The following is an 18,988-nucleotide window of genomic DNA, read 5'->3' on the forward strand; positions in this document are numbered from 1 at the left end:
ATTACCCGTTCTCACTTTGATGTTCCCCCCAGGTGATCACGCTGATGATCGACGGTAAGCGGGCTGAGATAGTTTTTCTGCGTGATGCCTTTCTTGCGCATGGCAATGCCGGTCAGGCAGGCGTTGAGAAGGAAATTGGCGTTCAGCGCGGTCTTGTAGCTGGTGTCGAGATAGGGCGCGTACTCCACGATATCGAAACCGACAACATTCTTCTCGGCACACAGGCGGCGCAGGATCGGCTGTGCTTCCCGCAGGGTCAGGCCGCCGGGAACGGGCGTGCCCGTACCGGGGGTGAAGGCCGGGTCCAGCGCATCGATATCAAAGGAAATCCACAGCTTGTCCGTATTCTGGCTGGCTTCCGCCAGTGCGCGTTCCATGACGGCGTTCCAGCCGCGTTTTTCCACTTCCACCATGGTGTGGTAGCGCATGTTGTTATCGCGCATCCATTTGAAGCCCGCTTCCTCCGGCCCACGTGAACGCAGGCCGACCTGAATATAGTTTTTCCCCTGCACGTGACCTTCATGGATGACCCGGTATACCGGCTGCCCATGATCGATCAGGTGGGGTTCGTTGTGCCAGGCGTCGTAGTGGGAATCGAAGTGCACGACACCCACTTTCCCCTTGCCATAGACATCGGTAATGCCCGCCACGTCGGGATATTCCAGTGAGTGGTCACCGCCGACGACCACGGGGATGGAACCTGCACGGGCGATTTCCGCCACAGTGCGCCGCACTTCGTCAATGCTGCGTTCGGTGCTGAGATTGTCTATCGCCACGTCACCGTAATCGACAATCTTCAGTTCCTCGATGGGGTCGACCATGGTGTACATGTCCGGCCCCCACGGTCCCTGTGCGCCGCGTGAGGTGCGCATGTCCATCGGGCCGTGCTGTGCATCACGGAAGCCGGATCCCATGTTCAGTGGCGCCCCCACGATCGCGACATCCACCTTGCCCGCCTTTAGATCCTCGGGTGTCAGGGCAATGGGGGCATAGGCAAAGGTGGGAATGCCGCTGAATGACCCGTATTCGCCACCAATGTAACGTGTAATCTGGATCGGCCCCGGTTCACGTTTCGGATTGAGCTGCTGGGGAATGCGGGCATTCCATGCATTGAAACTGGGTGATTTCGTATCAAGGGGAATGCTGGCGGGATCTCGGCCCGGCTTGAAATCGACCTGTTCGGCAACCGATACCATGGCCGAGACATAGGCACTGATTTCTTCAGGTGTTTCTTTTTCCAGCTTGGCGAACAGTTGCGCAGGTCCCCCCGGTGGCCGGGCGAACATGTACAGCGCCGGGCTGGTCAGAAAGGCCTTCTGTTCATCGCTCAGGGCCGTCAGTCGGGGCTTCAGCACATCCGGTATGACAATTTTCGGCAGGGGTGGTGGCTTGTCCACGTCTGTCGCACCGTCCGCAGCAGATACAGGGGCTGCCTGCACCATGCCCAGACTGGAAAAGGACAGCATGGACGCGGCAAGAAGACACAGGTGCCGTGACATGGGCCTGCGTCTGCGTGGTCGTGCGGCCTCATGGTTGCAGACAGATGGAAGGTAATGATCCCGGTTGGGGGACCGCACATGCTGTGTAACCATGAATATTTCCCGCCGTATGAAAATGCATCGGAATTATGCCCGGATACTTTCGAACCGCCTTGTGGTGTCATGGAATACGCATTTCCGCGTATTGATCGCGGAGACGGAGAATTTCAAAATAACAGGTAAATTTTTATAGATTATGAAGTAAACGATTAATAAATAACGATTTTAATACAAAACACATTACCTGCTAATAACAATTATAATAAAAAGCACATTTCCGTGAGTTGCGCTCATCCCCGCATGGTTGCCGTGGATGCCCTGCATGGGCGCAGCGCCTGTCTATACAACCTTCATGCCGGCAGGGGCGGTAGGATCATCCAGCCGGAGCCATCACTGTATCGGTGCCCGCTGTCTGGCATGATGGCACGGGACAGTGGTTATGGTGACCGCAGGGAATGATGTTGACGGGCTAATTCATATCGCTATCATAACAATATGACATCGGTGATTTACTGGTTTCCACCGTTATTTCCGGTCTGTCGGATGGCAGGGACTTTTCCATGATCAGAATTGGCATTGATGTCGGCGGCACCAATACGGATGCTGCCATGATCACCCCGGACGGGGTGCTGGCATCGTGCAAGATATATACAACCGGCGATATCATGAGCGGCGTGCGCACAGCCCTGTCCCGCCTGCTTGAAATATCGGGGCGGCCCGCATCTGCTGTCAGTGCGGTAATGATCGGCACGACTCATTTCACCAATGCGGTGGTGCAGCGCCGTGACCTTGCTCCTACCGCCGCCATCCGGCTTGGTCTGCCTGCATCCGCCTGTCTGCCGCCCATGACCGACTGGCCCACCGACCTGCGCGACGCCATTGCCGGGCGGGGCTACATGATCGCGGGTGGCAATGAGTTCGATGGCCGCGAAATCGCACCGCTGGATGAGACGGCCCTGCGCGGCATCGCGGCACAGTTGCGCGCGCAGGGTGTGGGATCGGTTGCGGTTTCGTCCATCTTTTCCCCCGTCAATGCGGAAATGGAACATCGGGCCGAAGCGATCCTGAACGCGGAAATGCCCGGTGTTCATGTCACGAAATCACACGAGATCGGTCGTATCGGCCTGCTGGAGCGTGAAAATGCCAGCATCCTGAATGCCTGTCTGCGTGATCTGTCGCGCACGGTCATCACCGCCTTTCGTGACGCGCTGGCGCAAAGTGGCATTCAGGGGGCGATGTACCTGACCCAGAATGACGGCACCCTGATGGATGCCGGTTTTGCCGAGCGTTTTCCCGTCATGACCTTTGCATCGGGACCAACCAATTCCATGCGTGGCGCGGCTTTCCTGTCGGGTGTCGCGGATGCGATCGTGGTTGATGTCGGCGGCACGACAAGTGACGCGGGGCTGTTGCGGGGCGGTCTGCCACGACAGGCCGGAATTGCGGTGGAAGTCGGTGGCGTACGGACCAATTTCCGTATGCCCGACGTGTTTTCCGTAGGGCTGGGGGGTGGTTCCATCATCCGGCAGGCGGAAGGCGGGATTACGGTGGGGCCGGACTCGGTCGGTTACCGTCTTGCGGATGAAGGTATGGTCTTCGGCGGTGCGACCCTGACCACGACGGACATCATGGTGGCAGCGGGCGACGCGTCGCTGGGGGACCGGTCGCGTGTGGCCGATCTGCCGCCCGCGCTGGTGCGTGACGCCCGGCGTGCCATCACCGCCCTGCTGGAACAGTGCGTGGAACGGGCACGTATTTCCGCCGACATGCTGCCGGTGCTGGTGGTGGGTGGTGGTTCAATCCTGGTCGATCATGAAACCCTTGCGGGCCTGCCGGTCATGAAACCCGCGCATTTCGCGGTCGCGAACGCGGTCGGCGCCGCGATTGCGCAGGTTTCGGGCGAAACCGACCGCGTCTACAGCCTTGCGACCGTGTCGCGTGACGCGGCGATGGCGGATGCGCGCAAGGGGGCGATGGACATGGCGATTGCCGCTGGCGCGGCCCCCGACGGGCTGGAGGTCATCGATATCGAGGAAATTCCACTTGCGTACCTGCCGGGTAACGCCACGCGCATCCGTATCAAGGTAATCGGGGATCTGCATGTCTGAATGGGGTTACGTGATCGGGGAGGAAGACCTCCTGCCCCTGTCACTGGGCTGTGCCGTGCTGGGCACCGGTGGTGGGGGCAATCCCTATCTGGGCATGCTGCGCACGCGCGAACTGATCCGCGCAGGCGCGCAGGTGCGTATCATTCCCTTTGACGCGCTTGATGATACGGCAACGGTCTATGCCCTGGGCAGTATTGGCGCGCCGGTGGTGGGGGTGGAAAAGATAAAGCGTGGTGACGAATGCTTGCATGCCCTGCGCGCACTGGAACGGACGACCGGACGTCGGGCAGATGCCCTGATTTCGGAAGAAATCGGGGGATCAAACGGTATCGAACCGATCGCGATTGCAGCACAGGCGGGGCTGCCAGTACTGGATGGGGATGGCATGGGCCGCGCCTTTCCCGAAGTGCAGATGACGACGTTCTTCATTTACGGGCAGGCCTGCTCACCCGCCGCCGTGGCGGATGACAAGGGTAATGTCGTCACCTTCGACCCGGTGGATACCATGTACCGGCTGGAGGCACTGGCGCGCGCGGTCACGGTGCAGATGGGTGGCAGCGCCGGCATGTGCACCGCCCCCATGGGTATGGATTTCATCCGGCGCGCGGCATTGCCCGGCACGGTAACACAGGCCCTGCGTATCGGGCGGGCCATAGTCGATGCGCGGGCGACGCGGGCGGATGTGCTGGAACGCCTGTTGGTCGTGGCCGACGCGACATTGCTGTTTACCGGCAGGGTCACGGCGGTCGTGCGGGAAATGAAGGGCGGTTTTTCCGTCGGCATGGTCATGATCGCGGGCAATGGCGCGTATGCGGGATGCACGGCACGCATCGCCATCCAGAATGAAAACCTGGTGCTGTGGGTGGATGACGCGGTGACGGCTTGCGTGCCCGACCTGATCATGATGGTCGAACACGAAACGGGGGAACCCATTACGACGGAACTGGTCAAGTACGGCCTGCCCGTCGCGGTGATCGGCCTGCCCGCGCACGATCTGCTGCGGACAGCGCAGGCGCTGGATGTCGTCGGGCCGCAGGCGTTTGGTTATGCGGAGATTGATTACGATACGCACCGGCTCTGACGGGCGGGGGAGGTACGATGTCCCCGGATGGCGATTATCTGACCGAAACCGTGCCGCAGGGTGTCGCCCTGCCATGGTGGCGTGTCGCGCTGATGATGTCGGCTTTCAGCGTGTCCTTGCCAACACTGGTGACAGGGGTCGATCTGGCGCGTGTGACCACCATGCCTGGTTTCGTGACTGGCATGCTGGCGGGTGGCCTTATCCTGACCATTATCGGCTCCCTTATGGGGATTGTGGGCGCGCGCACGCGGCTGAGTTCATACATGCTGGCCCGGCTGGTCTTCGGGGAACGGGGGGCGATGGCGCTCAATGCCGCCTTTGCCGTGTCCCTGCTGGGGTGGTTCGGGGTTAATATCGACCTGTTTGCCGATGCCATGCGCGTTCTTCTGGCAACGCTATGGGGGTGGCATGGACCCATCTGGCCGGTGGAACTGGGCAGTGGGCTGCTCATGACCCTGACCACCACGGTGGGGCTGCGTGCGATTGACCGGCTGTCGCTGGTGCTGACGCCGCTACTGTTTCTTGCGACCGTCTGGCTGCTGCTGTGCGCTCTTGATGTGCCGCATGCGGGCATCATGGATCATATGCCCCATGGTCATGCGTTGCGGATGGGCGATGTCATTTCCGCCGTAGTAGGCGGGGTGGCGGTTGGTGCGGTCATCATGCCAGATCTGTGCCGTTTTCTGCATCGCGACAGGGATGTCGTGCTGGTGTCCGTGTGTGCGTATCTGCTGTCCGCCTCGTTTGTCATGTTTGCGGGCGGTGTCGCGGGCCTTCTGGTCCCGCAGGGCGGAATGCTGCAGATCATGTTGCATATGGGGCTGGGACTACTGGCCTTCGGGCTGGTATTCGGTGGCACATGGACGGTCAACGCACTGAACCTGTACAGCGTGATATTGAGTGCCGCCACAGTGCTTCCCGCCCGATCGCACCAGACCAGTCGCCCGGTCCTTACGCTGGCATGCGGCCTGCTTGGGACCGTGCTGGCGTTTGGGGGGCTGCTGGATCACTTTATCGCTTTCCTGTTCTATCTCTCCATCGCCTTTGTCCCGGTGGCAGGCATCGTCACTGTCGACTTCTTTGTCCTGCATGCACTGGATCACGACAGCATGGTCCATGCGGCCCGCAGGCCGGTGGTCTGGCGTGCCTTCGTTTCATGGGCGGCGGGAACGGGGATCAGCCTGCTGGCGTCAGCCGGGGTGGTGACATTAACGGGAATTGCTGCCTGTGATGCGATTCTTGGGGCAGGTATGACCCATGCCCTTGCCGGTTTTGTGGGCAGGCGCGTGGCAGGGCGCGCCGTGCGCCGTCCCTAGGCCGGATCAGCTGGGGATGCCTGCGCGGGCACCGGCAGTCCGTGATCGGTGCAGAGTTGCCGCCACGCCTGGGCGATGGCGGGCAGCAGTTGCGCCCGGCGCAACCCTGCGGGCAGGGGCGCGCCCACAACGATATGGATCGTGCCGGGGCGTTTGAACAGCCCGCCGGGTTTCCAGAACAGCCCCGCATCGGTCGCCACGGGAATGACTGGCAGGCCGGTATGGGTGGCAAGGGCGGCAATGCCCGGCTGCAGGCTGACGGGCGCGCCGGGGGGCATGCGGGTGCCTTCGGGAAAGATGATGACCTGCCGCCCGTCGGCCACCGCCGCGTCGGTCGCGGCCAGCAGGGCGCGCAGGGCCTTCGCCTTGCCATCGCGGTCCACGGGGATCATGCCGCTCAGCCGCAGCATGGGGCCGACCAGCGGTATGCGCTCCAGTTCGCGTTTCATGACATAGGTCGGGCGCGGCACAAGGTTCATCCAGACCAGCGTGTCGAATTCGGACTGGTGCTGGCATGCCAGCAGGCACGGCCCGGCAGGCAGGTGCTCCATGCCGCTGACCTTTATGTCGATCCGGCAGATGTGTTGCAGCCCTCGCAGGGTCAGTCCCGTCCATGCCTTGGCATAGGCCAGCGCCCGGCCGGGTGCGAACAGCCGGATGGGAAAGGCCAGGATGCCCATCACGATGGTCAGCAGCAGGAAATACAGGTTGAAGGCAAGCGCGCGCAGTACTGTCATCACGAACGGGTCCATCAGTATGAATGGGTTTCCCTAACACCAGAAAAGTGGCGCCAGGACAAGTTTGGCCCCGGTCTTCAGCCCATGACCGGGGGGGCGCCGGGCCGGGTATCGGTATGGTTGATCAGGCCGTGCAGGGGCCGCGTCAGGCGGGCGATATCCAGGCAGGCCAGCAGCCATTTGTCGTATTCCGTCACCATGAGCCGGATGGTGGCGGGATGCAGCAGGTGCCGCAGCGCAGGCGAGCGGATCGGATAGCCATACAGCCGCACATCGGGCACCGTGCGCGAGATTTCCAGCATGGCGCGGCGGATGTGGTAACCCGCCGTCACCACCATCAGGCTGTGGATATGGTAGGCCTGGACCCATGCCGCCGTCTCATCCGCATTGCCCAGCGTGGACGTGGCGCTGTGGCCCAGTGTCGTGCGTGTCCATAATGCCAGGGGAACGGGCTGGGGCAGGTGGTGCAGGAAGTCACCCAGCGTCGCATGCGGGTCCACACCCGAAATCAGCAGCCGGTCCGCATCGCCCTGCGCCAGCAGGCGCAGGGATTCGTCAATCCGGCCCTGCCCGCCCGTCAGCGCCACGATCCCGTCCGCATGCGGCGGCCGCATGGGGGGGCGCATGGCGTCACGGGTAAACCATGCCAGTCCCGCCATCCATGCCAGTATGGTGGCCAGCACGCCCGTGGCCAGCAGCCTGCGGCGGAAGGGGGATGGTCGTCCATTGCCGTGTGGCGACCGTGTCATGGCAGGCGGCGCAGCCATGCCCGCACGGTCAACTGGGTTGTGACCCATCCCGTGATCCCTGCCGCGGGCGGCAGCGCCAGCAGCATCCATAACAGCGCGTGCGGCACGATGTCCGCCCACGCGCGGGGATCGCGCCAGTCCATGGGGGCCGTGGCCTGCGCATCGGTCATGGCGGAAAAGGGGGCGGCCAGATGCGACATGGCCAGCAGCATGGGCAGTGCCGCAAGGCTGCCCCCCAGCCCCCCCACCAGCGCCAGCAGCCCCACGCGGGATGCGAACCGCCCGGAAATATAGCTGTCCATGGCGCCCAGTGAATGGATCAGCGCAATGGCCTGCCGTCGGGTCTGCAACCCCGCGCGTGTCGCGGCCATGACCACGCAGACCGCCACCGTCATCACGATCAGCACGGCCAGCAGCGCGCAGGCCTGCAGGCTGGCGGCAAGGGCGGCCAGCCGGTCGCTCCACACGCTGTCATGTTCCACCAGCACGCCGGGGGCAATGGCCTCCAGCCGGGGCAGCAGGGGGGGCATCGGGTCCTGCCCGGCTGCCGTATGTACCTCGATCACGGCGGGCAGGGGCAGGGACGCATCCCCGGTCTGTTCGATCCATGGGGCCAGCAGGCCGCGCAGTTCCGCATCGCTCAGCCGGTGCGCGGCAACGATGCCGGGGGCGTGGGCTAGAATGTCCTGCACGGCGGCAACGCGCGTGCCCGAACCGGCCGCCGGGTCATCGGGGCCGGGCACCTGCACGGTCGTGACCGCCCCCGCGCCATGGGTCCAGCGCTGTGACAGGCCATGCGCCGCAATCCCCCCCGCCAGCGCCAGCGCGGCAAGAAAGGACATGGCCGCGACAAGGAAGGGCAGGAACTGCCCCGGCAAGGCCTGGTGCAGGGCCAGCCCGTCATGGTACCGCCTGCGTGCCATCAGCGGTAATCCCGCACCATGTGGCCATGCGCCAGTTCAATGGCGGGGGCGGGATATTTTTCCACGATCGCGTCGTTATGCGTGGCCACCACGATGGTTGTGCCCAGTTCCGCCAGCCGGTGGAACATGGCCATGAGACGCCCGGCCTGCCGTTCATCCAGCGCGTTGGTCGGCTCATCCGCCAGAAGCAGGGCGGGGCGGTAGATCACCGCGCGCGCGATCGCGACCCGCTGCTGCTCGCCCCCCGAAAGCTGGAGCGGCCGCGCGTCCAGCCGGCTTTCCAGCCCGACCCATTTCATGATGGCGTGGACCTCATGGGCGATCTCGTCCTCCGCGCGGTGCTGCAGGCGCAGCGGCAGGGCGACGTTGTCAAACACGCTCAGGTCGGGCAGCAGCCGGAAATCCTGCCATACCGTCCCGATGCGGCGGCGCAGGCGCGCAAGGCTGCTGCGCCGCGCCTGCATGACCGGCACGCCCAGTATTTCCACCATGCCCGCACTGGCCTGCACTTCCAGCGACAGGATGGACAGCAGCGATGACTTGCCAGCGCCCGACGGGCCAAGCAGCCAGCGGAATTCGCCCTGCGCCACGTCAAGGCTGATATGGGACAGCGCGGCCACCCCGGCGCGGTTGCCGCCATGGGCGTAGCTGACATCATGCAGGCGGAACATGCGGGCGGGCCTGCCGGTCTTTACATGGTGCGCGCGGCAATGGTGGACAGTGTCGCGCACAACGCCGCCGCCGCCATGAGCAGCAGTCCGTCAAACACCAGCGAGGACGGGGTCAGCAGGTGCGTCCCCACCTCCAGGTGGTCGGGGATGGAATGCGTGACATGCGCGATCATCTCGCGCGTCTGGGGGTCGTTGCCCGCGGCGCCGTTCACGATTCCGATGATATGGGGCAGCGCGCTCCACCCGATCCCAAGGATCAGCACCAGCGGGGCCACCAGTTCCGATACCTGCTGTACCAGGTAGAACAGGAAATAGAAAACCGACCATACCGCCACCCGCACGATGCGCGGCACATTCACCCCGCCCGTGGCGTGGGTGGCGGGGGGCAGCGTGCGGTCCTGCCGCTGGTTGGAAAAGGGACTGTCCATTAAAACAAGACTCCGGTCATGGGTACCGCTTCCCGGGATTGTTGGAAACGCATTCCAGACCGAGGTAGCGATCGCTTGTATTAAATGCAAACTTCTGCCTTGTGCATATGGGAAACAGCAGGTTGCGCCGTTGCCAATGGATCACGCCATGCCTCAGCAGGATAACGGATACGGATCGGGATGGCTGCCATTGTCGCCGGTCATGATCTTTCGCGTGGGGTCGCGGCGGTATGGCCTGCCCGCGGGGCTTGTGGTCAGGGAATGCATGCCCGTGCCCGAACTCATGCCGGTGGCGGTGGCGCTGCCGCACGTATCGGGCTGGTTCCGGCTGGGGGCGGCCATGGTGGTGGTGATCGACCTTGGCGTGCTGCTGGGTGTACGCACGCAGGCGGTGCGCCGGCCGGTGGACCTGCTGTACTGCCCGCTGCTGCTGTGCAACCTGCCTGGCGGCGGCAGCGTGGCCCTGCTGGTGGATGCGGTGTGCGAGGTCACGCGCGGGCAGCCCGCGCCCGTTGCGCCCGACACGGGCGACGGCGACATGGCGGGGGACGTGGGCCGGGAACTGGAACTTGGGGATGGCGGGATTGCATTCATGCTGCGCATGACCGACATCATCAATGATGATGAACGCATGCGGCTGGATACCCTGATGGAACGTACCCGTGCGCGCGCCACCCTGTGGGCCGCGATCGATGCCCCGCAACCCGACCTGCCCGCCGACGGGCAGGGGGGCGGCCATTCATGACGGCATCCGCCGCCTTTCCCCCCGCTGGCCTGCGGCGCCTGCTCAATGCGGTGACCCGCCGCACGGGGCTGCACTACTATATGGACAAGGCCGACCTGCTGGAACAGGTGGTGGGCGCGCGCATGGCGCTGCATGGCTGCCGCACCTGCCATGACTACCTTGCCCTGCTTGATGACGGGGCGCGGGGCGACCGGGAATGGCGGGAACTTGAATCCGCCATTACCATAGGCGAGACGTTTTTCTTCCGGTACGCCGAACAGTTCGCGGCCCTTGAACGCACCATCCTGCCACAATTGATCCGCCGTGCGCAGGCCACGCGCCACCTGCGGATATGGAGCGTCGGCTGCTCCAACGGGGCCGAACCCTATTCCATCGCCATCCTGCTGACGCGCCTGCTGGATGAGGCGGGGATGGACCCCGCTGGCTGGCATATCGAAATCCTGGGCACCGACATCAGCACCCGCGCCCTGGAACAGGCGCGCCAGGCCGAATTCAGCGCATGGACCCTGCGTGACATAGCCCCCGCGCAATGCGCCGCGTGGTTTACGCCCACCAGTCCCCGGACATGGCGGCTGCATGAAGGCTATCGCCGCATGGTCCGGTTCCGTTACAGCAATGTCCTTGACCTGCTGCGCCCCGATGGCGGGCCGCCGGGGCCATTCGACCTGATCCTGTGCCGCAACGTGCTGATCTATTTCGCGCAGGCGCAGGCGCTGGCGCTGGTCCGCGCCATGGCGGCCCGGCTTGTGCCCGAAGGCTGGATCCTGCTGGGGCATTCCGAACCCGTATCCTGTTTCGCGCCCTGCCTTGAAACCGTGCGCCTGCCGGGCACGCTGGCGTTTCGCCCGCCATCGCGGGGCCGGGGCGGGCAGGACGTATCCGCCACGGCCCATGCGCCCCGGCGCAGGCCCGCGCACGCGCTGGTGGCCATGCCCGAGATGGACAGCGCGCCCGTCGCCGCCCGCATCCGGCAGGTGGCGGATACGGGGCAGGTCCCGCTGGCCATGCGGATGTGCCGCGACCACCTGCTGCGCCACCCCGTGGATACCCGCATCCATTTCCTGTTCGCCGTGCTGGCATGGGGGGAAGGCAGCCTGCTGCAGGCCGAGGAATCGTTCCGCCGGGTCATCTACCTGTGCCGCGACCATGTCATGGCGCGCTGCTACCTTGCGCGCCTGCTGGAAGACGCGGGCGGGTGGGCGGAAGCAGGCCGCATCCGCCAGCAGATGATGGAACTGGTGCGCCGCTGCCCGCCTGATACCGTGCTGCCGGATGGGGATGGCATGACGGCGGGCGGCCTGCTGCGCCTGGCCCGGCAGGCCAGTGAGGCGCCAGCCACCCGCCATGCGCAGGTGACGCCGTGATGGTGGAAGGGGCGGTCACGCCGCCTTCGGGCCGCGACGCCTTCGCCCGGCGGGTGCTGCGTGAACGCGCGCGGATCATGGCCACGCGCGGGCAGGAGCGCATGGCGGGCAGCGCGGGGCGGCTGCTGGTCATGCTGGACCTTGCGGGGCAGGCCTGCGGGGTGGACCTGCATGCCGTGCTGCGTGTGACCGACCCGGTATGGAGTGACATGCCCCGCAGGCCCGACTGCCCGCCCGGCGTGCGCGGGGTGCATGGCTATCAGGCCGACCTGTACACCGTATTCGACCTTTCGGTGCTGCTGGGCGGCGCACCGCTGGAGGCGCCCGGCGTGATGCTGCTGCTGCGTTCGGTCTCCAGCATTCCGCTGGGGCGCATCGCCCTGCTGGCCAGCGGGGCCGCGGACACCGTGGAAATCACGGGCACGCCCACGCCGCTTACGCCTTCCGGTTTTCCGCAGGCCAGCCTGCCCGACGGGCGCAGCCTGACCGTCATTGATCCCGCCCGCCTGTTTTCTTCCCGTTATGTCGGAGAGTGAAGTACCGTGACAATCGCCAATCGCCTGCTGTTCGGCTTCATGGTCGGTGTCCTGCTGATGGTATCGCTGGGTATCTACGCGCTGGGGCAGATCCGGGAGGTACGGGACGAGATGACGATCATCGTCACCCGTGACCTGTCGGTCTATCGTGAACTGACGCATATCCGCGCCAATGAAAACGACCTGGTCGCCCGCAGACTTGCCATCCTTGCGCATTATTACGCGCATGATTTTGAAACGGCCCCCACCATGCTGGAAGACGCGATTGCCGGATGGGATGAAAAGGCGCGTGACGCGGACCGGCTGCTGGCGGGCGTGCTGTCGCGCGCGGAAGAAGCCGGCAGGCTGGCCCGCAGCGATGACCAGCGCGAGATGTTCAATACCGTCGCCAGCCAGTTGCGCGACATTTCCGCGCAGTTCCAGATGGATACGCGGGGCGCCGCCATGCTGTTCCAGGCCATGCGCACGGGCAATGACGCGGGCGTGCGCGAACAGGCATCGCGTATCGACAGCCGCGAACAGTCGATCGACCTGCTGGTGGGGCGGGCGGCGTCCCTGCTGGACCACGGGGTGCAGGTGGCCGAAACGCAGGGGGCGGCATCGTATGACTACAGCCGCCGCTCGCTGGCCATCGGTATGGCGGGCGCGGTTGTCGTCGCCCTGATCGTGACCTTCTGGACGCGGCGGTCGATCATGGAACCGATTTCGTCCATCATGCATGTGATGGAACGCGTGGGGCAGGGCGACCTTGCCACCCGCGCCAAGGTGGGCGGCATGGGCGAGGAGCGTGACGAGGTCGCCCGCCTGGCCGCGGGGCTGAACCGCATGATCGACGGCCTGCGGGAAATCGCGCGCCAGAGCGGGGAGGTGACGCAGAACCTCGATGCCGCCGTGGCCGAGATCCGCGCCTCCACCCAGCAGCAGGCCGCAAGCGTGGAAGAACAGTTTGCCGCCGTGCAGGAAACGGCGGCCACCGTGGACGAAATCACCCATTCGGGCGCCCAGATCAGCAAGCGCGCGCGTGAGGTCATCTCGTCCGCCGAGGTGATCGTCCACAGTTCCGCAAGCGGGCTGGAAGCGGTGGAGGAAACCGCCCGCGCCATGGCCCACACCCATGACGGGGCGGAAGCCGTGGCGTCGAACATCGTGGCCCTGTCCGAACGGACCGAGGCGATCAGCGAAATCATCGCCTCGGTCAACGATCTGTCCGAACGCTCCCACCTGCTGGCGCTGAACGCCGCGATCGAGGCGGCGGCGGCGGGCGAGCACGGGCGGTCATTCGCCGTGGTGGCCGCCGAGATGAAGATCCTGGCCGACCAGTCGCGCGACGCGACGCAGAACGTGCGCGCCATCCTGGGTGACATCCAGCGCGGCATCAACACGTCGGTCATGCTGACGGAAGAGGCGGTCAAGCGTGTCTCGGCGGGCAAGGAACGCACCGACATCGCCTACCGCACCATCGAACGCATGACCGGCGGGATCGAGGAAGGCGTGCACGCCTTCCAGCAGATCGTGGCATCGACTAACCAGCAGCAGATCGGCATCGAACAGGTCATGACCGCGCTGCAGAGCATCCGCCAGGCCAGCCAGCAGACATCGGCGGGCACCCGCAACCTGGAGGTCTCGGCCAGCAACCTTGGCAAGCTGTCAAAACAGTTGCTGACCATCTCCGCGCGCTACCAGACCTGACGACCGGGCCGTGGACACCCTGCGCGACGAACTTCTGGCGGTATTCGATGCGGAATACCGCGACCACCTGCGTGCGATCCGGGGCATCGTGGCCGCGGGCTGCGCGGATGCGCGGGGGCTGGCGGAAATCTTCCGGCGCGTCCACTCGCTCAAGGGGGCAGCGCGCGCGGTGGAGCTGCCGGTGGTCGAAGGGGTGGCCCACGCGCTGGAAAACCGCCTGTCGGCCCTGCTGGCGGCCCGCGCCCTGCCTGATGAAGCCGACCTGAAGGCGATTACCGATACACTTGATGAGGTGGACCTGCTCATGGCCGCCGCCCCCGGGGCGGTGGCCCATGCGCCGGATGAGGGGACGCCCGCCGCCACGGTTGTGGAAAACCCGGCCTATGTGCAGGTGCCCGTGGCCCGGCTCGATGCGCTGGCCGCGGCGGTGCATGACCTCATGTCCGTGGCGGAACGGCACGAGCGGCTGTGGGCGCAGGTGATGGACCTGCTGGATGACTCGCGCGCGGTCATGCACGCGCCCGAACGCATGCGCGCCGACCCCGTGGCCGAATTCGCGCGCATGACGCGCAGGCTCATGACGGTGGGGCGCGAGCGCGAACTCATGTCCGGCCAGATCGACCGCGCGCTGCTGCGGCTGGGGGAGGAAGTCCATGCCGTGACCCTCGTGCCCGCCGAAAGCGTGTTCGGTTCCCTCGCCGCCATGGCGCGGCGCATCGCACGCGAACATGGCGGGCCGGATGCGGGCGTGGACGTGCACATGCATGGCATGGAGGTCCAGACCGAACGCCGCGTGATGCAGGCCCTGCGCGACCCGGTGGTCCACCTTGTGCGCAACGCCATCGTGCACGGGTATGAAAGCCGCGCCCGGCGGTTGAAGGAAGGCAAGTCCGAACGCCTGAACATCACCATTGCCGTCACCCTGACCGGCGTGCGGCTGCAGGTCGTGGTCAGTGATGACGGGCGTGGCCCCGACCTGCAGGCCATTGCCGCGCGGGCGGCGGGGCAGGGGCTGGTGCATGCCGATGCGCCGCTGGATGCGCGGCAGTTGCTGGCGCGCGTGTTCGAGCCGGGTTTTTCCACGCGCGGGCAGGCCGATACGCTGGCCGGGCGCGGGGTTGGCCTGTCGGTGGTGGCCGAGGCCGCGCGCGCCCTGCACGGCACCGTGCGCATGGAGCAGCGCCAGCCCGCGGGCACGACCGTTACCCTGACCGTGCCGGTGTCGCAGCGCCAGCGCACCGTGCTGCTGGTGGAAAACGCCGGGCAGTCGCTCGGCCTGCCCGGTCGCGTCATCCGCCACCTGCTGCGGGTGCGGCGCGACGGGATCCGGCTGCTCAACGGCGCGCCCTTCGCCGTGGTGCCGCACCCCAACGATGGCGCGTCGCCCGCTGCCGCCCCGGCCGGCAAACCGGCCGAGGACCTGGTGCCACTGGTGCCGCTGCGGGCCTTCGTGGGGGATGAGGACGCGCCGCTGCCCGTGCGCGATGGCGCGGTCAGCGTGGTGGTGATGGAGGTGGATGGCGTGCGCTGCGGCTTCGCGGTGGAACGCATGGTGGACGTGCGCACGCTGCTGGTGTCGGATGCGACCGCCGTGGGGCTGGACAGCGAACTGGTGCCCGGCATCGCCTGGCAGCGCGAGGACCAGCCGGTCTTCATCCTCAGCCCCGACCGGCTGTTCGCGCGCTGGCGGCTGCGGGGCAATGGCGGCGGCGTGTGCTTCAGCGACGTGGATGAAGCCGCCCCCGTGGTGCCCGTGCGCCATGCGCCGCTGGTCATGGTGGTGGATGATTCGATCACGACCCGGACACTGCAGAAAACCATATTGCAGTCCCATGGTTACGATGTCTGCCTGGCCGTGGATGGGGAGGAGGCGCTGGCGATGCTCCAGCAGTCCTCGCGGCATGTGGACGTGGTGGTGACGGATGTGGAAATGCCCCGCATGGACGGCTTCGCCCTGCTGGCGGCCATGCGCGCCGATCCCCACCTGTCGGGCATACCCGTTGTCCTGATGACATCGCGTGACGAGGGGGACGACGTGCGCCGGGGCATGGAAGGGGGGGCGCGCGCCTACCTGACCAAGCAGAAATTCGATCAGGGTGAACTGATTGATACCATAAGGGGGCTGTTGTGAGCGACATGACGCCTCATGCCCCGCGCCGGGTGCTGATCGTGGAGGATTCGGCGGTGCTGCGGCACCTGCTCATGCGCGTGGTGGCGGGGGACCCGCGCCTGGAACTGGCGGAAGCGGTGGAAACGGCGGAGGAGGCGCTGCGCCTTGTCCCGCGCCTGCGCCCCGATGTGATTTCCATGGATATCCGCCTGCCCGGCATGGACGGGCTGGAAGCCACCCGGCAGATCATGGCGCATTTCCCCACCCCCATCGTGATCGTCAGCGACACGGCCGGCGCGCAGGCGACGCAGGTTTCCATGAACGCGCTGCGGTCGGGGGCGCTGTCGGTGATCGAGAAGCCGCAGGGCTTGTCGGGTGCGGCCGGCGCCGCCGTGGCGCAGGGGATCGCGACACAACTGTATATCATGAGCCAGGTGCCCGTGATCCGCCGCCGCCTGCTACAGGCCGAACCCTTCCGGCACAGGGGGGTGTGGGCGCGCCCGCTGGATATCCGCCCGCGCATCCTTGCGCTGGCGGCCTCCACCGGGGGGCCTACGGCCTTTGCGCGGGTGCTGGGCGACCTGCCGGCCGATTTCGCGCTGCCGGTGGTGCTGGTGCAGCATATGGGCCAGTCCTTCATGGAAGGGTTTGCAAGCTGGCTGGACCAGCATGTGGCCCTGCCGGTCATGCTGGCGCAGCACGGCATGCTGCTGGAACGCGGCCGGGTGCTGGTCGCGCCGGGCAACCGGCACATGACGGTTGGCCCGCGTGGCGAGGTGCTGCTGCATGATGACGCGCTGGTGCAGGGGCAGCGGCCATCGGCCGATGTGCTGTTTTCGTCCGTGGCCCGCGTGTTTGGCGCGGACAGCCTTGGCGTGCTGCTGACCGGCATGGGCGAGGACGGCGTGGAGGGGCTGGGCCGCATCCGCAACGCCGGTGGCTACACCATTGCCGAGGACCGCAGCACCGCCGTCATCCACGGCATGCCCGGCGCCGCCGAACGCGCGGGGGCCGCGTGCATAAGCCTGCCGGTGCATGAAATCACCCCGCATATCCTCCGGATACTGGCTGGTGGCCAGATCCCCTCCGAAGACCCCTTGGCAGGATGATGACGCCGCGATGCCGCTGACCGACCAACAGGACCATGCCGATACCCTGCTGCTGGTGGAGGATTCGGACACGCAGGCCCTGCGTATCCGCCGCATGCTGGAAGGCCATGGCTTTCACGTCCACCGCGTGGCCAGCGGGGAGGACGCGCTCGACACCCTTGATGAACGCCTGCCGGGGCTGGTGATCGCCGATTACCACCTGCCGGGCATGAATGGTGGCCAGCTTGCCCGCCAGTTGCGCATGAACGCGGTCACGCGCACCATTCCCGTCCTGATCCTGACGGAGGGGATCGAACCGGGGCTGGAGCGCGAGGGGCTGGAAAGCGGGGCGGACGCCTATATCCCCAAATCATCCGATCCCGCGCTGATCGTCTTCCGCATCCGCGCGCTGCTGCGCGAACATGCGGCGCATGCGCCATCCCTGCTGCCGCAGCGCGTGTTCCGTCGCGCGCGCATCATGGTCATCGCCCCCGAACCCGCCCACCGGCGCGCGGTGCCCGAACTGATCGACCAGTTGCGGCGCGACGGGCATATCGTCACCCTGTGCCCGGACCCGTCCCGGCTCAGGCCATCGCTGCTGCATGATCCCGACCATGTGCCCGACTGCGTGGTGATCGATCTTGCGTGCCGGGAATTCGACGGGCTGGAAGTCTGCCGCAAACTTGATGAATGGCGGCAGGAGGACCTGCTGTCGGGCAACGTGCCGCCACGCATCCTTGGGGTGGATGACGCGTCGCGGCCCGATGCGAAGGAGTTCTCGGCCCGCGTGTTCGAGGCGGGGACGGACGACCTTGTCTCACGCGATGTGGGGCCTGCGGCGCTGGCGCTGCGCATCCGCGTGCTGGTGCGGCGCAAGCTGTTGCAGGATGACGTGCGCCGGATCGAGGTGGAACGCCAGGCGCGTGAGATCGCGGTCAAGAGCGCGCGCGCGGAGGCCGCCGCCATCGCATCCAAGGCGTCGCTGGCCGAGGCGCTGGAACAGGCCAACCGCGAACTGGCCGACGCCAACCGCAAGCTGATCGAGACACAGGGCAAGCTGGTGCAGACGGCCAAGATGGCGTCGCTGGGCGAACTTGTGGCGGGCATCGCGCATGAAATCAACAACCCGCTGGCCTTCATCCTTGCGCACAAGGATACCGTGGCGCGCGGGCTGGACCGCGTGATCGGCATGGAAGCCGCCTGCGCCGATCCCGACCATGACGGGCGGGCCGCGATCCTGAACAAATGCCGCGACCGGGTGGGGTCCATGAACATGGGGCTGCGGCGCATCCAGAACCTTGTGCTGAACCTGCGCAAATTCTCACGACTGGATGAAGGGCTGTTCCAGCTGATCGACGTGCCCGAAGCGCTGGAAACCGTCATGGCGCTGCTGACGCAGAAGCTGGGCAGCGGCATCGTGGTCAGGCGCCGGTACGAAGCCCCGGACCGGCTGTACTGCCAGGCGGCGCTGCTCAATCAGGTCATCATGAATATTATCAGCAATGCGGCCGATGCAATTCTGGCCGCCCAGCCTGATGATATGTCTGTGCGTGGCGGGATCGCGGAAGGGGAAATCGAGATCCATACGTTCCTTGCCCATAACGGGGATGGGCGGGATAGCTACGTCTTTGTCATAACCGACAGCGGCCCCGGCATCGCGCCCGATGTGCAGGAACGCATTTTCGAGCCGTTTTTCACCACCAAGCCGGTGGGGGCGGGAACCGGGCTGGGCCTTGCGATCGCCTACAGCGTGGTGCAGGCCCACCAGGGCAGCCTGTCGGTCGGCAGCGCGCCGCAGGGGGGCGCGCGCTTCACCATTTCCGTGCCATGGAACCCCGGCCCCGTGGCCGGGGACGCGCCCGCCGCATCCCGGCCCTTATCCGATCACGCGCGCTGAGGTGCCCC

The 18,988-nt window shown here is 65.8% G+C and carries 16 protein-coding genes; 10 read left to right on the top strand and 6 right to left on the bottom strand.

Going from position 1 to position 18,988, the window contains the following annotated elements; translation table 11 throughout:
* Positions 1 to 11: 11 nt before the first annotated feature.
* Positions 12 to 1,499 carry an agmatinase family protein gene (locus CFR76_RS01055; RefSeq protein ID WP_010506561.1) on the bottom strand — a complete coding sequence of 496 codons (1,488 nt, stop codon included), beginning with the start codon at positions 1,497 to 1,499 and terminating at the stop codon, positions 12 to 14.
* A gap of 599 nt (positions 1,500 to 2,098) precedes the next feature.
* Between CFR76_RS01055 and CFR76_RS01060 the strand changes: the two genes are divergently transcribed.
* Genes CFR76_RS01060 through CFR76_RS01070 form a run of 3 tightly spaced genes read left to right on the top strand, consistent with a single transcriptional unit; the run spans position 2,099 to position 6,043 of the window.
* A complete protein-coding gene (locus tag CFR76_RS01060) occupies positions 2,099 to 3,646 on the top strand; it encodes a hydantoinase/oxoprolinase N-terminal domain-containing protein (RefSeq protein WP_110555420.1) in 1,548 nt (515 codons plus the stop codon).
* On the top strand, positions 3,639 to 4,727 hold the full coding sequence (locus CFR76_RS01065; protein ID WP_110555421.1) for a DUF917 domain-containing protein: 1,089 nt from the start codon (positions 3,639 to 3,641) through the stop codon (positions 4,725 to 4,727). The genes CFR76_RS01060 and CFR76_RS01065 overlap by 8 nt, the downstream gene beginning before the upstream one ends.
* Positions 4,728 to 4,744: 17 nt before the next feature.
* The gene (locus CFR76_RS01070; RefSeq protein WP_110555422.1) at positions 4,745 to 6,043 is read left to right on the top strand and encodes a cytosine permease; all 1,299 of its coding nucleotides are present in this window, start codon (positions 4,745 to 4,747) and stop codon (positions 6,041 to 6,043) included.
* Here CFR76_RS01070 and CFR76_RS01075 read toward each other — a convergent pair.
* The 5 genes from CFR76_RS01075 to CFR76_RS01095 form a co-directional block, all read right to left on the bottom strand.
* Entirely contained in the window at positions 6,040 to 6,780 is a 741-nt protein-coding gene (locus CFR76_RS01075; RefSeq protein ID WP_244191710.1) for a lysophospholipid acyltransferase family protein, read from the bottom strand. The two genes, CFR76_RS01070 and CFR76_RS01075, sit on opposite strands and share 4 nt — an antisense overlap.
* 77 nt (positions 6,781 to 6,857) lie before the next feature.
* The gene (locus tag CFR76_RS01080) at positions 6,858 to 7,547 is read right to left on the bottom strand and encodes a YdcF family protein (RefSeq protein ID WP_110555424.1); all 690 of its coding nucleotides are present in this window, start codon (positions 7,545 to 7,547) and stop codon (positions 6,858 to 6,860) included.
* Positions 7,526 to 8,452, bottom strand: coding sequence for an FtsX-like permease family protein (locus CFR76_RS01085; protein WP_110555425.1), 927 nt, complete (start codon positions 8,450 to 8,452; stop codon positions 7,526 to 7,528). The genes CFR76_RS01080 and CFR76_RS01085 overlap by 22 nt, the downstream gene beginning before the upstream one ends.
* Entirely contained in the window at positions 8,452 to 9,123 is a 672-nt protein-coding gene (locus tag CFR76_RS01090) for a cell division ATP-binding protein FtsE (protein WP_110555426.1), read from the bottom strand. The genes CFR76_RS01085 and CFR76_RS01090 overlap by 1 nt, the downstream gene beginning before the upstream one ends.
* A 20-nt stretch (positions 9,124 to 9,143) precedes the next feature.
* Positions 9,144 to 9,551: a hypothetical protein gene (locus CFR76_RS01095; protein WP_110555427.1), complete on the bottom strand. Its 408-nt coding sequence runs from the start codon at positions 9,549 to 9,551 to the stop codon at positions 9,144 to 9,146.
* A 148-nt stretch (positions 9,552 to 9,699) separates the two neighbouring features.
* Here CFR76_RS01095 and CFR76_RS01100 point away from each other — a divergent pair, with 148 nt between their 5' ends.
* From CFR76_RS01100 to CFR76_RS01130, 7 genes are read left to right on the top strand one after another with little or no spacing between them, the layout of a single operon-like run.
* A complete protein-coding gene (locus CFR76_RS01100) occupies positions 9,700 to 10,296 on the top strand; it encodes a chemotaxis protein CheW (RefSeq protein WP_244191711.1) in 597 nt (198 codons plus the stop codon).
* Positions 10,293 to 11,660 (top strand): CheR family methyltransferase, encoded by a 1,368-nt coding sequence (locus CFR76_RS01105; RefSeq protein WP_110555429.1) that lies wholly within the window; start codon positions 10,293 to 10,295, stop codon positions 11,658 to 11,660. Before CFR76_RS01100 ends, CFR76_RS01105 begins: the two co-directional genes overlap by 4 nt.
* On the top strand, positions 11,660 to 12,196 hold the full coding sequence (locus CFR76_RS01110) for a chemotaxis protein CheW (protein WP_110555430.1): 537 nt from the start codon (positions 11,660 to 11,662) through the stop codon (positions 12,194 to 12,196). The genes CFR76_RS01105 and CFR76_RS01110 overlap by 1 nt, the downstream gene beginning before the upstream one ends.
* A 6-nt stretch (positions 12,197 to 12,202) precedes the next feature.
* Positions 12,203 to 13,885 carry a methyl-accepting chemotaxis protein gene (locus CFR76_RS01115; protein ID WP_025438988.1) on the top strand — a complete coding sequence of 561 codons (1,683 nt, stop codon included), beginning with the start codon at positions 12,203 to 12,205 and terminating at the stop codon, positions 13,883 to 13,885.
* Between the two features lie 10 nt (positions 13,886 to 13,895).
* Complete coding sequence (locus CFR76_RS01120; protein ID WP_110555431.1) at positions 13,896 to 16,016, top strand: ATP-binding response regulator; 2,121 nt, start codon at positions 13,896 to 13,898, stop codon at positions 16,014 to 16,016.
* Positions 16,013 to 17,104, top strand: coding sequence for a chemotaxis-specific protein-glutamate methyltransferase CheB (cheB, locus tag CFR76_RS01125; RefSeq protein ID WP_110555432.1), 1,092 nt, complete (start codon positions 16,013 to 16,015; stop codon positions 17,102 to 17,104). Before CFR76_RS01120 ends, cheB begins: the two co-directional genes overlap by 4 nt.
* A 10-nt stretch (positions 17,105 to 17,114) precedes the next feature.
* Positions 17,115 to 18,980 carry a response regulator gene (locus CFR76_RS01130; RefSeq protein WP_110555433.1) on the top strand — a complete coding sequence of 622 codons (1,866 nt, stop codon included), beginning with the start codon at positions 17,115 to 17,117 and terminating at the stop codon, positions 18,978 to 18,980.
* Positions 18,981 to 18,988: the final 8 nt, after the last annotated feature.

The sequence above is a fragment of the Komagataeibacter swingsii genome (assembly GCF_003207895.1).
In the GTDB taxonomy this organism is placed as follows: Bacteria; Pseudomonadota; Alphaproteobacteria; order Acetobacterales; family Acetobacteraceae; genus Komagataeibacter; species Komagataeibacter swingsii.

Excerpts from the sequence above, each read along its gene's own strand:
- CFR76_RS01055 (WP_010506561.1), bottom strand. The coding sequence starts at position 1,499 with ATGTCACGGCACCTGTGTCTTCTTGCCGCGTCCATGCTGTCCTTTTCC.
- CFR76_RS01060 (WP_110555420.1), top strand. The coding sequence starts at position 2,099 with ATGATCAGAATTGGCATTGATGTCGGCGGCACCAATACGGATGCTGCC.
- CFR76_RS01065 (WP_110555421.1), top strand. The coding sequence starts at position 3,639 with ATGTCTGAATGGGGTTACGTGATCGGGGAGGAAGACCTCCTGCCCCTG.
- CFR76_RS01070 (WP_110555422.1), top strand. The coding sequence starts at position 4,745 with ATGTCCCCGGATGGCGATTATCTGACCGAAACCGTGCCGCAGGGTGTC.
- CFR76_RS01075 (WP_244191710.1), bottom strand. The coding sequence starts at position 6,780 with ATGACAGTACTGCGCGCGCTTGCCTTCAACCTGTATTTCCTGCTGCTG.
- CFR76_RS01080 (WP_110555424.1), bottom strand. The coding sequence starts at position 7,547 with ATGGCTGCGCCGCCTGCCATGACACGGTCGCCACACGGCAATGGACGA.
- CFR76_RS01085 (WP_110555425.1), bottom strand. The coding sequence starts at position 8,452 with ATGGCACGCAGGCGGTACCATGACGGGCTGGCCCTGCACCAGGCCTTG.
- CFR76_RS01090 (WP_110555426.1), bottom strand. The coding sequence starts at position 9,123 with ATGTTCCGCCTGCATGATGTCAGCTACGCCCATGGCGGCAACCGCGCC.
- CFR76_RS01095 (WP_110555427.1), bottom strand. The coding sequence starts at position 9,551 with ATGGACAGTCCCTTTTCCAACCAGCGGCAGGACCGCACGCTGCCCCCC.
- CFR76_RS01100 (WP_244191711.1), top strand. The coding sequence starts at position 9,700 with ATGCCTCAGCAGGATAACGGATACGGATCGGGATGGCTGCCATTGTCG.
- CFR76_RS01105 (WP_110555429.1), top strand. The coding sequence starts at position 10,293 with ATGACGGCATCCGCCGCCTTTCCCCCCGCTGGCCTGCGGCGCCTGCTC.
- CFR76_RS01110 (WP_110555430.1), top strand. The coding sequence starts at position 11,660 with ATGGTGGAAGGGGCGGTCACGCCGCCTTCGGGCCGCGACGCCTTCGCC.
- CFR76_RS01130 (WP_110555433.1), top strand. The coding sequence starts at position 17,115 with ATGCCGCTGACCGACCAACAGGACCATGCCGATACCCTGCTGCTGGTG.